The organism is Rhizobacter sp. P5_A1, assembly GCF_056400745.1.
Window position 1 is genome coordinate 183,875 of the sequence record NZ_JBFUKR010000003.1, and the last position, 14,117, is coordinate 197,991.

General features: G+C 69.6%; 13 protein-coding genes. 12 read left to right on the forward strand and 1 reads right to left on the reverse strand.

Going from position 1 to position 14,117, the window contains the following annotated elements; genetic code table 11:
- The first annotated feature begins 91 nt into the window (after positions 1 to 91).
- The 11 genes from AC1DTW_RS04455 to AC1DTW_RS04505 are packed head-to-tail and all read left to right on the forward strand — an operon-like array spanning position 92 to position 11,411.
- The gene (locus tag AC1DTW_RS04455) at positions 92 to 1,066 is read left to right on the forward strand and encodes a BMP family lipoprotein (RefSeq protein WP_477979527.1); all 975 of its coding nucleotides are present in this window, start codon (positions 92 to 94) and stop codon (positions 1,064 to 1,066) included.
- 33 nt (positions 1,067 to 1,099) lie between these two features.
- Positions 1,100 to 2,107, forward strand: a complete 1,008-nt coding sequence (locus AC1DTW_RS04460) for a LacI family DNA-binding transcriptional regulator (protein WP_477979529.1) — start codon at positions 1,100 to 1,102, stop codon at positions 2,105 to 2,107.
- 31 nt (positions 2,108 to 2,138) lie between these two features.
- Positions 2,139 to 3,719, forward strand: coding sequence for an ABC transporter ATP-binding protein (locus tag AC1DTW_RS04465; RefSeq protein WP_477979531.1), 1,581 nt, complete (start codon positions 2,139 to 2,141; stop codon positions 3,717 to 3,719).
- Positions 3,716 to 4,864 (forward strand): ABC transporter permease, encoded by a 1,149-nt coding sequence (locus tag AC1DTW_RS04470; protein WP_477979533.1) that lies wholly within the window; start codon positions 3,716 to 3,718, stop codon positions 4,862 to 4,864. Before AC1DTW_RS04465 ends, AC1DTW_RS04470 begins: the two co-directional genes overlap by 4 nt.
- A complete protein-coding gene (locus AC1DTW_RS04475) occupies positions 4,857 to 5,837 on the forward strand; it encodes an ABC transporter permease (protein ID WP_477979535.1) in 981 nt (326 codons plus the stop codon). Before AC1DTW_RS04470 ends, AC1DTW_RS04475 begins: the two co-directional genes overlap by 8 nt.
- A 30-nt stretch (positions 5,838 to 5,867) precedes the next feature.
- On the forward strand, positions 5,868 to 6,275 hold the full coding sequence (locus AC1DTW_RS04480) for a cytidine deaminase (RefSeq protein ID WP_477979537.1): 408 nt from the start codon (positions 5,868 to 5,870) through the stop codon (positions 6,273 to 6,275).
- On the forward strand, positions 6,272 to 7,081 hold the full coding sequence (locus tag AC1DTW_RS04485; RefSeq protein WP_477979539.1) for a purine-nucleoside phosphorylase: 810 nt from the start codon (positions 6,272 to 6,274) through the stop codon (positions 7,079 to 7,081). The genes AC1DTW_RS04480 and AC1DTW_RS04485 overlap by 4 nt, the downstream gene beginning before the upstream one ends.
- Positions 7,082 to 7,094: 13 nt before the next feature.
- Positions 7,095 to 7,880, forward strand: a complete 786-nt coding sequence (deoC, locus tag AC1DTW_RS04490; RefSeq protein WP_477979541.1) for a deoxyribose-phosphate aldolase — start codon at positions 7,095 to 7,097, stop codon at positions 7,878 to 7,880.
- Between the two features lie 3 nt (positions 7,881 to 7,883).
- The gene (deoA, locus tag AC1DTW_RS04495; RefSeq protein WP_477979819.1) at positions 7,884 to 9,218 is read left to right on the forward strand and encodes a thymidine phosphorylase; all 1,335 of its coding nucleotides are present in this window, start codon (positions 7,884 to 7,886) and stop codon (positions 9,216 to 9,218) included.
- Complete coding sequence (locus AC1DTW_RS04500) at positions 9,215 to 10,423, forward strand: phosphopentomutase (RefSeq protein ID WP_477979543.1); 1,209 nt, start codon at positions 9,215 to 9,217, stop codon at positions 10,421 to 10,423. Before deoA ends, AC1DTW_RS04500 begins: the two co-directional genes overlap by 4 nt.
- Before the next feature lie 40 nt (positions 10,424 to 10,463).
- The gene (locus AC1DTW_RS04505; RefSeq protein ID WP_477979545.1) at positions 10,464 to 11,411 is read left to right on the forward strand and encodes a nucleoside hydrolase; all 948 of its coding nucleotides are present in this window, start codon (positions 10,464 to 10,466) and stop codon (positions 11,409 to 11,411) included.
- Positions 11,412 to 11,520: 109 nt separating this feature from the next.
- Here AC1DTW_RS04505 and AC1DTW_RS04510 read toward each other — a convergent pair whose 3' ends face one another.
- A complete protein-coding gene (locus AC1DTW_RS04510) occupies positions 11,521 to 11,646 on the reverse strand; it encodes a hypothetical protein (protein ID WP_477979547.1) in 126 nt (41 codons plus the stop codon).
- Positions 11,647 to 11,686: 40 nt separating this feature from the next.
- On the opposite strand from AC1DTW_RS04510, the gene AC1DTW_RS04515 reads away from it, so the two are divergent.
- Entirely contained in the window at positions 11,687 to 14,056 is a 2,370-nt protein-coding gene (locus tag AC1DTW_RS04515; protein WP_477979549.1) for a TonB-dependent receptor, read from the forward strand.
- Positions 14,057 to 14,117 lie beyond the last annotated feature (61 nt).

Sequence of the window (14,117 nt, forward strand, 5' to 3'; positions counted from 1 at the left end):
TTAAAGTGCGATCGGCAAACGTTTGCGCCTCAACAGAGTGCGGAAATCGCGCCATCATGCTCCTCCCGAACCTCGTCACCTGAGACCGATCATGAAAATCTTCCAACAACTCGCCCTGCTGACCCTCGCCGTGACGGCCAGCGTGGCGGCTCGTGCCGAACCGGCCGTCGTCTACGACATGGGCGGCAAGTTCGACAAGTCGTTCAACGAGGCGGCCTACCGCGGCATCGAGCGCTGGAAAAAGGAGACCGGCAAGCCGTATCTGGAGTTCGAGATCGCCAACGAAACGCAGCGCGAACAGGCGCTGCGCCGGATGGCCGAGCGCGGTGCGAGCCCGATCATCGGCATCGGCTTCGGCCAGGCCGCGGCGATCGAGAAGATCGCGAAGGAGTTCCCGAAGCTGCAGTTCACGCTGATCGACATGGTCGTGCAGCAGCCCAATGTGCAATCGGTCGTCTTCAAGGAGCAGGAGGGCAGCTTCCTGGTCGGCGTGATGGCGGCGCAGGCGAGCAAGACCGGCAAGGTCGGCTTCGTCGGCGGCATGGACATCCCGCTGATCCGCAAGTTCCAGTGCGGCTACGAGCAGGGCGCGAAGTACGCGAACCCGAAGACCGAGGTGTTCTCGAACATGACCGGCACGACCGGCGCCGCGTGGGCCGACCCGGCGCGCGGCGGCGAACTCGCGAAGGCGCAGTTCGGCAAGGGTGCCGATGTCGTCTTCGCGGCCGCCGGCGGCACCGGCATCGGCGTCTACCAGGCCGCGAAGGACGCCGGCAAGCTCGCGATCGGCGTCGACAGCAACCAGAACCACCTGCAGCCCGGCACCATGCTGACCTCGATGCTGAAGCGCGTCGACGTCGCGGTCTACGAGTCCGTGAAGGCCTACAAGCCGGGCGTCACGGTGCTGGGCCTCAAGGAAGGCGGGATCGACTACGCGATGGACGAGTACAACGCGAAGCTCGTCAGTGCCGACATGAAGAAGAAGGTCGATGCCGCGAAGGCCGAGATCATCGCCGGCAAGATCAAGGTCGCCGACTACATGGCAGACAACGCTTGCAAGCTCTGAGCGGAGCTCGCTGACCCGGCGGAGCGCAAGCGCGTGTCAACAATCAAGCACGTGGCCGCGCGTGCGGGCGTGTCGTTCACGACCGTCTCGCACGTGCTGAACGGCACGCGCCGCGTCAGCGACTCGGCACGCGAACGCGTCGAGCGCGCGATCGCCGAGATGGGCTACGCACCGAGCGCGGTGGCGCGCGCGCTGAAGATGAGCGAGACCTGCATCCTCGGCGTGCTGGTGCCCAACATCACGAACCCGTTCTTCGCCGAGCTGACGCGCGGCATCGAAGACTGCTGCCGCCGCACCGACTACTCGGTGTTCCTGTGCAACTCCGACGACGATCCCGAGCGCCAGTCGCGCTACCTGCAGACCCTGCTCGAGCGCCGCGTCGATGGGCTGCTGCTCGCCGCGGCCGCCGGCGAGGCCTCGCCGCTGGCGCAGCGGCTCGCGTCGGCGCGCGTGCCGACGGTCGTCGTCGATCGCCCGATCCCGGGCCTCGCGGCCGACCTGGTGCGCGTCGACCACGAGGGCGGCGCGCGGCTCGCCGTCGAACACCTGCTTGCGCTCGGGCACCGCAAGATCGCCTGCCTCGCCGGGCCCTCGGAGTTCGCGGTCAGCCGCGCGCGCGTCGCGGGCTGGCGCGATGCGATGGCGCAGGCCGAGATCGGGATCGAGCCGGGTTGGCTGCTCGAAGGCGATTTCAGCGCCGCCGCCGGCCACGAGCTGACGCGCCAGCTGCTCGCGCGCGGCGACGTGAGCGCGATCTTCGCGAGCAACGACCTGCTCGCGATCGGCGCGCTGCGCGCCGCCGCCGAACTGGGCGTCGCGGTGCCGTCGATGTTGTCGGTGATCGGCTTCGATGGCATCGACCTCGGCGCCTACGCATACCCGGCGCTGACCACGGTCGGCCACCCGATCCGCGCGATGGGCGAGGTCGCCGCGCAGGTGCTGATCGAGCGCATTGCCGCGGGCGCCCTCGGCGGCCGCGAAGTCGTTCTGCCGGCGCAATTGTTGCGGCGCGAGTCGACGGGCCCGCTGCGGGCCCGTTGAGAATCCCGCACCTCCTTCTCTCACCGCGACCATGACGCCGCCGCCTCTTTCCTCGTCCGCCGAAGCGCCAGTCGCGGTGCGCATGATCGACATCAACAAGCGCTTCGGCAGCGTCCAGGCGAACGCCGACGTGAACCTGTGCGTGTTCAAGGGCAGCGTGCATGGCCTGGTCGGCGAGAACGGCGCGGGCAAGAGCACGCTGATGTCGGTGCTCTATGGCTTCTATGCGGCCGACAGCGGCCGCATCGAGGTCGACGGTGCGCCGGTGCGCATCCGCAATGCCTTCGAGGCGATCGCGTTGGGGCTGGGCATGGTGCACCAGCACTTCATGCTCGTCGAAACGCTGAGCGCGATCGACAACGTGATGCTCGGTGCCGAACCGCACGTGCTGCTGAGACGCGCCGACGCGGTCGTGCGGCAGCGCCTGGGCGAGCTGATGGCGTCGACCGGGCTGCGCGTCGAGCTCGACGCGATCGTCGGCGAGCTGTCGGTCGGCGACCGGCAACGGCTCGAGATCCTGAAGGCGCTGTACCGCGGCGCGAAGATCCTGATCCTCGACGAGCCGACGGCCGTGCTGACGCCGCAGGAGACCGAGGCGCTGTTCAAGGTGCTCGCGCGGCTGCGCGAGCAGGGCACGACGATCATCCTGATCACCCACAAACTGAAGGAAGTGATGCGCCTGTGCGACCGCGTCACCGTGATGCGAGGCGGGCGCGTGGTGCACGAGTGCGGGATCAAAGAGGCCTCGGTGCAAGGCCTGGCCGAGGCGATGGTCGGGCGCCAGGTCAACATGGGTCGGCAGGGCGACGCGCTCGTGGCGCCCGGCGCCGTGGCGCTGCAGGCCGAGGGGCTGACGGTGCGCGATGCGATGGGCGTCGTGCGGCTGCGCGGCGTCGACCTGCTGCTCCGCGCCGGCGAGATCGTCGGTGTCGCCGGCGTCGCCGGCAACGGCCAGAGCGAGCTGCTTGAAGTGCTCTCCGGCTTGCGCGCGCCGCAGCAGGGTCGGCTCACGGTGGCCGGCACATCGTTCGAGCCCGGCCGCTGGCTCGACCCGCGCGGCGCCCGCGAGCTGCGCGTCGCGCACGTGCCGGAAGACCGGCATGCGCGCGCGATGGTGATGAGCTTCGGCGCGTGGGAGTCGGCGGTGCTCGGCTATGAAGGCCTGCCGGCCTACAGCCGGCGCGGCTGGATGCGCCGCCGCGGCATGCAGCGCGCGACCGCGGCGCTGATGCAGCGCTTCGACGTGCGCCCGCGCGACCCGCTGCTGACGAGCGCGAAGTTCTCCGGCGGCAACCAGCAGAAGCTCGTGCTCGCGCGCGAGATCGGCCAGGCGCCGCGCGTGCTGCTGGTCGGCCAGCCGACGCGCGGTGTCGACATCGGCGCGATCGAGTTCATCCACGCGCAGCTGCGCGCGCTGCGCGACGCGGGGTGTGCGGTGCTGGTCGTGTCGAGCGAGCTCGACGAGATCCTCGCGCTCGCCGACCGCGTGCTGGTGATGAACGAAGGCCGCATCACCGGCGAGCTGCCGATCAACGAGTGCACCGAGGCGAAGGTCGGGCTGCTGATGGTCGAGACGGCCGACACGCACGCTGCCCAGGGGCTCGCGGCATGAGCGCCGGCCAACCCTTGCCGCGCTGGGCCGACGTGCTGCTGCTGCCGCTCGTCAACCTGGCGATCGCGCTGCTCGCGGCCACGCTGGTCGTCGCGCTGATCGGGCAGAAGCCGGCCGACGTGATGACGATGCTGGTGCACGGCGCGTTCGGCACCGAGCGCGGACTGTCGTACACGCTGTACTACACGACCAGCTTCATCTTCACCGGCTTGGCGGTCGCGCTCGCGTCGCACGGCGGGCTGTTCAACATCGGCGCCGAAGGGCAGGCCACGCTCGGCGGGCTGGGCACCGGGCTGGTCGCGATGTGGCTGTCGAACCAGCTGCCGGCGCCGGTGCTGCTGCCGCTGATGCTCGTCGGCGGCGCGCTGTTCGGCATGGCCTGGGCGGCGATCCCCGGCTACCTGCAGGCCTACCGCGGCAGCCATGTCGTGATCACGACGATCATGTTCAACTTTCTGGCCAGCACCTTGCTCGTCTACCTGCTGGTGAACCGGCTGAAGGCGCCCGGCAGCATGTCGGTCGAGAGCCTGCCGTTCGGGCCGGCGGCGCACCTGCCGGGCATGCACGAGGCGCTCGCGTGGTTCGGCGTCGAGTGGCCTTCGTCGCCGCTGAACCTGAGCCTGTTCCTGGCGCTGCTCGCGGCGCTCGGCGTCTATGCATTTCTGTGGCACAGCCGCGCCGGCTATCGGCTGCGCGCGGTCGGTTCGAGCGAAGGCGCGGCGGCCTACGCCGGCATTCGCCCGAAGCGCCAGGTGATCCTCGCGATGGGGCTGTCAGGCGCGCTCGCCGGCATGGTCGGGATGAACGAGATCGCCGGCGTCAACGGCAAGCTGCTGCTCGACTTCGTCGGCGGCGCCGGCTTCACCGGCATCGCGGTCGCCGTGATGGGGCGCAACCATCCGTTCGGCATCGTGCTGGCGAGCCTGCTGTTCGGCGCGCTGTTCCAGGGCGGTGCCGAGGTCAGCTTCGAGATTCCCGGCTTCAGCCGCGACATGGTCGTGACCTTGCAAGGCTTCATCGTGCTGTTCTCGGGCGCGATGGCCTATGTGATCGCGCCGGGGATCGCGCGGCTGTTCCGCTGGCGCGCGCTGCGCCGGCCGGCGCACGGCGATGTCGCGAACGCAGCGGGAGCATCGAATGGATGAGGCCCTGCTGGGCGCGCTGATCGCGTCGACCTTGCGCGTCGCGACGCCGCTGATCCTGTGCGCGCTCGCGGGGCTGCTCGCCGAGCGCTCGGGCGTCGTCGACATCGGGCTCGAGGGCAAGATGCTGTTCGCGGCCTTCGTCGCGGCGGCCGCCGGCGCGGTGTTTGGCTCGACTGCGATCGCGCTGCTGCTGGCCTGCGGCGTCGCGATGCTGCTGTCGTGGCTGCACGGCTTCGCGACCGTCAGCCACACCGGCGACCAGGTCGTCTCGGGCATGGCGATCGACATCATCGCGGCCGGCCTGACGGTGGTGCTCGGCATCGCGTGGTTCCACCAGGGCGGGCAGACGCCGCCGGTCGCCGACGCGGTGCGGCTGCACGCGCTGTGGCCGGGTGCGCAGGCCGCGCTGCAGCAGGTGCCGGGGGTCGGCGGTTTCCTCGGCGCCGCGCTCGGCGAAGGGCTGCTGAGCCACAACCTCCTGGTCTACGGGGCGCTGCTGCTGGTGGGCGGCGTCTGGTGGCTGCTGTACCGCACGCGCTTCGGGCTGCGGCTGCGCGCGGTCGGCGAGAACCCGCACATGGTCGATGCGGCCGGCGTCTCGGTGCTGAGGCTGCGCTACGCGGCGCTGACGCTGAACGGCCTGCTGTGCGGTCTTGCAGGCAGCTACCTGGTGCTGGCGCAGAATGCCTCGTTCGCGCCGAACATGACGGCCGGCCGCGGCTTCATGGCGCTGGCCGCGCTGATCTTCGGCAACTGGCGGCCGGTGCCTGCGCTGCTCGCCTGCCTGCTGTTCGGCTTTCTCGACGCGGCCGCGATTCGGCTGCAGGGCGTCAGCCTGCCGGGCATCGGCGAGGTGCCGGTGCAGGCGGTGCAGGCACTGCCCTACCTGCTGACCGTGATCCTGCTGGCCGGCTTCATCGGTCGCACCGTCGCGCCGAAGTCGCTGGGCCTGCCGTACGTCAAAGAACGCTGAAAGAAGAACCTTGAACCCGAAATGCTCGTGATGACTGAACTCGAACAAGCCCGGCTGCTGCGTGCCGCGCGCGACGCGCAGGGGCATGCCTACGCGCCGTATTCGCACTTCGCGGTCGGCGCGGCGGTGCTCGACGACCAGGGCCGCATCCATGCCGGCTGCAATGTCGAGAACGCCGCGTACCCGCAGGGCGTGTGCGCCGAGGCGGGCGCGCTCAGCGCGATGGTGCTCGCCGGCAGCACGAAGGTGCGCGCGCTCGCGGTCGTCGGCGACGGCGCCGGGCTCGTCACGCCCTGCGGCGGCTGCCGCCAGAAGCTGCGCGAATTCGCGGCGGCCGACACGCCGGTGCTGGTCGGCGACCGCGAGCAGCTGCGCGCGCAGTTCACGCTCGCGCAGCTGCTACCCGAGAGCTTCGGGCCGGAGAACCTCGCCCCATGACAAGCGCTTCATCGACGCTGCAGCAGCTGCGTGCGCTGGCGCCGCAGGCGCGGCCGCGCATCGCGATCGTGCTCGGCTCCGGCTGGGGCGGTCTGACCGCGCGCGTCAGCGAGCCGGTGCGGATCCGCTACGACCAGCTCGACGGCTTCCCGCAGGCCACCGTGCAGGGCCATTCGGGCGAACTCTGGCTCGGCCGCATCGGCACGCACGAGGTCGCGGTGATGAGCGGGCGCAAGCACGCTTACGAGAGTGGCGATGTGAAGGGGATGCAGGTGCCGCTGCAGACCCTGCGCGCGCTCGGTTGCGAGGTGCTGGTCCAGACCAACGCGGCCGGCAGCCTGCGCGCCACGATGACCCCGGGCAGCCTGATGGTGCTCGCCGACCACATCAACCCGTCGCAGCGCTCGCCGCTGGTCGGTGCCGGCGGCTCGGAGCGCTTCGTCAGCATGCTCGATGCCTACGATGCGCCGCTGCGGGCCACCGCGCAGCGGGTCGCCGCGCGATCGGGCATCACACTGCACGAAGGCGTCTATGTCTGGACACTCGGCCCGCAGTTCGAGACGCCGGCCGAGATTCGCATGTTCCAGCAGTGGGGTGCCGACGCGGTCGGCATGAGCACCGTGCCGGAGACGATCCTCGCGCGCCATGCGGGGCTGCGCGTGTTGGCGCTGTCACTGATCACGAACATGGGGGCCGGGCTGTCGGGCGAATCGCTGAGCCACGCGCACACGCTGTCGCAGGCGCACGCGGCCAGCGAGGTCGCCGGCAACCTGCTCGCGGACCTGATCGCGGCGATCGAACTGTGAGCGGGAGAGGGCGATGAACCATCAGGATTCGCAAACCATCGCGCACGCCCGACTCGCGCTCGCGTGCCTGGACCTGACGAGCCTGAACGACGCCGACACCGAGGCCGACGTGATCAAGCTCTGCGCGCGCGCCAACGGCCCGTCTGGCGCCGTTGCCGCGGTGTGCGTGTGGCCGCGTTTTGCGGCGCTCGCACGGCGCGAGTTGCCGGCGGCCATCGCGGTCGCCGCGGTCGCGAACTTTCCCGACGGCGGCGCCGATGTCGAACGCGCGCTGCTCGACACGCGCGCGATCGTCGCTGCCGGCGCGCAGGAGGTCGATGTCGTGCTGCCGTTCGCACGCCTGCAGCAGGGCGACGAACGCGCGGTCGCCGCGCTGCTCGCCGCGGTCCGCAAGGCCTGCGCGGGCCTGACGCTGAAGGTGATCCTCGAGACCGGCGTGCTCGGCTCCGATGCGCTGATCGCTCGCGCCGCGCAGCTGAGCCTGGAGGCCGGCGCCGACTTCCTGAAGACCAGCACCGGCAAGACCCCGGTCAGCGCGACGCCGCAGGCCGCGACCGTGATGCTCGAGGCGATCGCCGCCGATGCGCGCGCGGCCGGGCGTGTCGGCTTCAAGGCCTCGGGCGGCATCCGCACGGTCGCCGACGCGGCGGCCTACTTCGCGCTGTGCGAACGCATCCTCGGCGCGTCGGCGCTGAACCCGCGGCGCTTCCGGATCGGCGCCAGCGGGCTGCTGAACGACATCGAGGCACTGCTCGGTGGGCGTGTGGCGCCGGCCGCCGGGGCGCCCGGAAGCTACTGAGCGATCAACGTGCTCGCGCAGGAAATCATCCGCCACAAACGCGACGGCCACGCGCTGGACCGCGCGCAGATCGACGCGTTCGTCGGCGGGCTGGTCGATGCGTCGTGGAGCGAATCGCAGGCCGCCGCGATGGCGATGGCGCTGTTCCTGAACGGCATGTCGAGCGCCGAGACCGTTGCACTGACGCGCGCGATGACGCGCTCCGGCGAGCTGCTCGAGTGGGCGGGGGCGAACCTCGGCGGGCCGATCCTCGACAAGCATTCGACCGGTGGTGTGGGCGACAAGGTGAGCCTGCTGCTCGCGCCGATCGTCGCCGCGTGCGGTGGCTTCGTGCCGATGATCTCGGGTCGGGGCTTAAGCCACACCGGCGGCACGCTCGACAAGTTCGACAGCATCCCGGGCTACCAGACCGCGCCGACTCCCGAGCGGCTGCGCAGCGCGTTGCGCGCCGCCGGCTGTGCGATCGTCGGCCAGACCGCGACACTCGCGCCGGCCGATCGGCGCCTGTATGCGATCCGCGACGTGACCGCGACGGTCGAATCGATCCCGCTGATCACCGCGAGCATCCTGTCGAAGAAGCTCGCCGCCGGTCTGCAGGGGCTGGTGATGGACGTGAAGAGCGGCAATGGCGCGTTCGCGGCGGATCTGCCGATGGCGCGTTCGCTCGCGCGATCGATCGTGCAGGTCGCCGAAGGCGCCGGGCTGCCGACGCGCGCGTGGATCACCGACATGAACCAGGTGCTGGGCCACAGCTGCGGCAACGCGCTCGAGGTGCGCGAGGCGCTCGCGTTCCTGCGCGGCGATGCCTGTGATCCGCGCCTGGTCGAGGTCACGCGCACGCTGAGCGCGGAGCTGTTGCTGATCGGCGGGCTCGCCGAGCAGCGCGATGGCGCGCTGCGGCGTGTCGATGCGGTGCTCGCGAGCGGCGCGGCGCTGGATCGTTTCGCGCGCATGGTCGCCGCGCTCGGTGGCCCGGTCGACTTCATCGAGCGCGCCGACGCCTACCTGCTGGCCGCGCCGGTGCAGCATGCGCTGCGCGCGACGCGTGCCGGTTGGATCGGCGCGATCGCGACGCGCGCAGTCGGACTGCGGGTCGTCGAACTCGGCGGCGGCAGGCGCCAGGCGAGCGATGCGGTCGACCATCGCGTCGGCCTGAGCGAAGTCGTCGGCATCGGCCGGCGCGTCGAAGTCGGCGATCCGCTGGCCGTCGTGCATGCGGCCGATGACGCGAGCGCGAACGCAGTCTGCGCCGGGCTGGCGCCGCTGTTCGAGATCGTCGATGCCGCGCCGCCGGCCGCGCCGGTGCTGATCGAGCGCATCGAGGCGGGCGCACGATGACCCGCGCGCTCGTCGTCGTCCTCGACTCGTTCGGCCTCGGCGCCGCGCCCGATGCGCCACGCTTCGGCGATGTCGGCGCCGACACCTTCGGCCACATCGCGCAATGGTGCGTCGCGCAGGGTCGGCCGCTGCACTTGCCGAACCTGTCGCAGCTCGGCTTGCCGCAGGCGGCGCGAGCGGCCAGCGGGCACTGGCCGCTCGGGCTCGCGGTCTGCGACGAACCGCAGGGCGCGTACGGTGCCGCCGCCGAGGTCAGCCGCGGCAAGGACACGCCCAGCGGCCACTGGGAATTGATGGGCTGCCCGGTCGACTTCGATTGGGGCTACTTCGAGAAGTCGGACGACCCGGCGGTGCCGGTGTTCCCGCCCGCGCTGATGCAGCGCTGGTATGCCGCCTGCAGCCTGGGCGGCAGCCTCGGCAACTGCCACGCGAGCGGCACCGAGATCATCGAGCGCCTCGGCGACGCGCACCTGCGCAGCGGCTGGCCGATCTGCTACACGAGCAGCGACAGCGTGTTCCAGGTCGCGGCCCACGAAACGCACTTCGGCCTGCAGCGCCTGTACGAGATCTGCGAGATCGCGAAGACGATCTTCGACGCGGCGAACATCGCGCGCGTGATCGCGCGGCCGTTCAGCGGCGCCGGCGGCCACTACCGCCGCACCGCGAACCGCCACGACTACACGACCCCGCCGCCCGCGCCGACGCTGCTCGACGTGCTGGCCGGCGCCGGTCGCGAGGTCCACGGCATCGGCAAGATCCGCGACATCTTCGCGGGGCGCGGCGTCACGCAGCATCGCCATGGCGACGGCAACGGCGAGCTGTGCGCGCAGACACTCGAAGCCTGGCGGACCTGCGCCGACGGCGGCCTGGTGTTCGCGAACCTGGTCGACTTCGACATGCTCTACGGCCATCGCCGCGATGTGGCCGGCTATGCCGATGCGCTCGAAGCCTTCGATGCCTTCCTGCCGCGCCTGCTCGGTGCGCTCGGCCCCGGCGATCTGCTCGCGCTGAGCGCCGACCACGGCTGCGATCCGACCTGGCCGGGCAGCGACCACACCCGCGAGCATGTGCCGCTGCTGTTCGCCGGCGTGCCGGTTCCGCGTGCGCTGCCGCTCGGCGTGCGTTCCAGTTTCGCCGACCTCGGCCAGACGCTGGCGCGCCACCTCGGCGTGCCGGCGCTCGCGCACGGCCGCGCCTGCTGGTGAGCCGTCGCGCCATCACCTCTCTGCCTCGAAACACGACCCGATGAAGATCCTGTTCGACACCGACCCCGGCATCGACGATGCGATGGCCCTGCTGATGCTGGCCCGCGATCCGCGCGCCGACTTGCTCGGCATCACGACCGTGTTCGGCAATGCCGCGATCGAGCGCACGACCGCGAACGCGCTGGCGTTGTGCGAGCGTTTCGGCATCGACGTGCCGATCGCGCGCGGTGCCGCGCAGGCGCTGTTCACGCCACCGGGGGCGTTCCCGCACGAGGTTCACGGCCACGATGCGATGGGCAATGTCGACCTGCCGGCCGCGCGAACGCGGCGCGAAGAAGCGCTCGCCGCAGCGCAGTTCATCGTCGAGATGGCGCGCCGCCACCCCGGCGAGGTGACGCTCGTCGCGGTCGGCCCGCTGACGAACCTGGCGCTGGCGTTGCAACACGATCCGCAGCTCGTCGACCACGTGAAGGCGGTCGTCGTGATGGGCGGCGCGTTCGGCGAGAACGGTCATCGCGGCAATGTCTCGCCGGTCGCCGAGGCCAACATCGCGTGCGACCCGCACGCCGCCGACCGCGTCTTCACGGCGCGCTGGCCGGTCACGATCGTCGGGTTGGACGTGACCCACGAGGTGCTGCTGAGCACCGCCGACCTCGACGCGCTGGGCCGCGACGGCGGCGCCGAGGGCGCATTCATCCGCGCGATCACGCGCTGCTATGAGGATTTCTATCGACCGCAGACCGGTGGCGGCATCTACTCGCACGATGCCAGCGCGGTCGCCTGCGCGCTCGATGCATCGGCCTTCGCGTTGCGCCGCGGCGCGGTGCGCGTCGTCACCGAGGGCATCGCCGCGGGGCAGACGATCCAGCTGCTGGCGACCGACAGTTCCCGTGCCGGCGCGTGGGCGGACGCGCCGGCGCAAGCGGTCTGCATCGGCGTCGACGCGGCGCGGCTGCGCGCCGAATTCCGAGCCTGTTTCGTGCGCTGAAGCCGCTGCTCGAAAAGTGCACTGTTCCGGGTCGCGGCGACTGTCGCGCTGCACCAACAGGTCACGCGCGCGTCATCCAGGGCTGGCAAGCTCCTTGCTCTACATTTCCTCACATTCGCAGTTTCCGGCCTGAAACCTCCCTGATGAGCTCGTTCCAGCTTGCTGCCTTGACCGCATCGCGCAAACGTTTGCCTGATGCGCCGGCGTCGGCGCCCGAGACGAACGCGTCACCCATTCGCCCTCCCTCCGCCCGCCCCCAGAAAGGACATCTCTTCATGCGCACCTTCACGCTCAACGCCGTGGCCCTGGCCATGCTCGCCATGCTCGGCGCTGCCCACGCGCAGTCGGCGAGCACCGAACTGAACAAGGTCACCGTCACCGGCGAAGGCGACAAGCTCGGCACCGGCCTGCTGATGGATGAAGACGCACCTAAGGCGCGCAGCTCAGTGACCAAGGCGCAGCTAGAAAAAATCCGCTCCACCAGCAACCCGTTCCAGGCGCTGTCGCTGCTGCCGGGCGTCAACAGCTCGAGCTTCGACGCGACCGGCATGTTCGGCGGCAACCTGCGGGTGCGCGGCTTCAACAGCGACCAGATGGGCTTCACGATCAACGGGGCGCCAGTCAACGACTCGGGCGACTTCCGGGTCTACCCGCAGGAGTATGTCGACGTGGAGAACCTGTGTTCGCTCTACGTGACGCAGGGCGCACCCGATACCGATGCACCGCACGTCGGCGCGACCGGCGGCAACGTCGGCCTGCAGTCCTGCGGACCGGAGAATGCGCAGCGCGTGCGCATCGCGCTGTCGGGTGGCCAGCTCGGGTTCTTCCGCGGGTTCGCGCGTGTCGACACGGGCAAGGTCGGCGCCTTCAAGGGCTTTCTGTCCATCTCCGATGCGCGTGTCGACAAGTGGAAAGGCGGGGGCCGCGCCGACCGCAAGCACCTCGACGCGGGTGCCGAGTACGACCTCGGCTCCGGCAACAAGTTGAGCGCGAGCCTGCTCTACAACCGTGCGATCACGAACAACTTCCAGTCGTTCAACCAAACAGGCTGGGCCACGAATGGGTACTACGGCGACTACTCGTCGGTGGTTCCGCAGCACCAGACGCCGGTGAAGGGCACAAAACAGAGTGATGTCTCGCCGAACCCGCCTTACTACGGCTACTCGCTCAACCCGTTCGAGAATTACTTGATCTCCGGCAAGGCGAGCTTCGGCCTGACCGATCGTCTGCGCCTGGACGTCTCGCCCTACCTCTGGTACGGCTACGGGACCGGTGGCGTCCAACAGAGTCTGCTACAGGAGGCGACGTCGGGCACCGCCGTGCACGGCGGCATCGCCGACATCAACGGCGACGGCGACACCCTCGACAGCGTCCTCGTGTACCGCTCCACGCTGTCCAAGACCTTCCGCCCGGGCGTGACTGCCACACTGACCTACGTGCTGGACAACCAGAAGATCAACGGCGGCGTCTGGTTCGAGCGGGCACGGTTCCGCGAGTGGGCGCCCGCGGTCACGGTCGACAACGGCGGTGGCGTTACCGACATCTGGCTTGGCGGCAACCTGCTGACCTACGCCGACGGAACGAGCTACCAGAACCGCGACCAGTTCACGCTGACGACGGCCCACAGCATCTTCGTCCAGGACACGATCGATCTGCTGAACAACAAGCTGCAAGTCACACCTGCGCTCAGCTACCGCAGCACCCACCGGCAATACAGCAACTATGCAAACTCGCTCACCGCGGGCAGCGGCGCCAGCGCCGGCAGCGGCGGAGTCGACTACAGCGTCGACAAGAAGTACTCCGTGCTCTTGCCCAGCCTGGCGGCCAGCCTGCAGGCAACCGACCGGGTGCAACTGTTCGGCAGCCTGGCGAAGAACTTCAGAATACCGAACAAGAACGACTACATGACCCTGGCGAAGGGCGTGACCTACCTCAACGGGGTGGGCACGGCGACCGGTTTCCTGCCGGTGACTGTCAAGCCGGAGACCTCGGTCAACCTCGATCTCGGCGCACGCTACAAGGGCGATATGTTCCGCGCGTCGGCGACAGCCTTCTACAACAAGTTCAAGGACCGCATCGCGTCGAGCTACGACATCACCGAGAACATCACGCACGACTTCAACGTCGGCAATTCGACGACCAAGGGCCTCGAACTCGAGGCCGGCACGGTGCCGGTCGCCGGCTTCAGTGCGTATGCCTCGCTGACCTACACGAAGAGCACGCTGGACAGCGACATGCCTCGCACCGCGACGACCTTCTACCCGACCGCGGGCAAGCAGTTCCCCGATACGCCCAAGGGCATGGCGGCGTTGTCGCTGCAGTACGCGAACGGTCCCTACCTGATCAACATCGCCGGCAAGTACACGACCGGCCGCTTCCTGACGCTGACCAATGACACTGCGATTCCGGCTTACACGACGTTCGACCTGAACACGGCATGGAAGCTGCCGAACCCGAGCGGCAACGGTTTCAAGAACCCGATCATCCGGCTGAACGTGAGCAACATCTTCAACAAGCAGTACTTCACGGCCAACGCCGGTAGCGGCTCGAACATCACGATCGTCAACGGCGGGGCTGCCGGCGCACCGTTCTACTATGCGGGCGCGCCGCGCTTCACGAGCCTGACCTTCCAGGTCGACTATTGATCCAGTGATCTGATTCGACCGCCTCGAGCCGGCGCAAACGTCATGATGGCGTTTGCGCCGT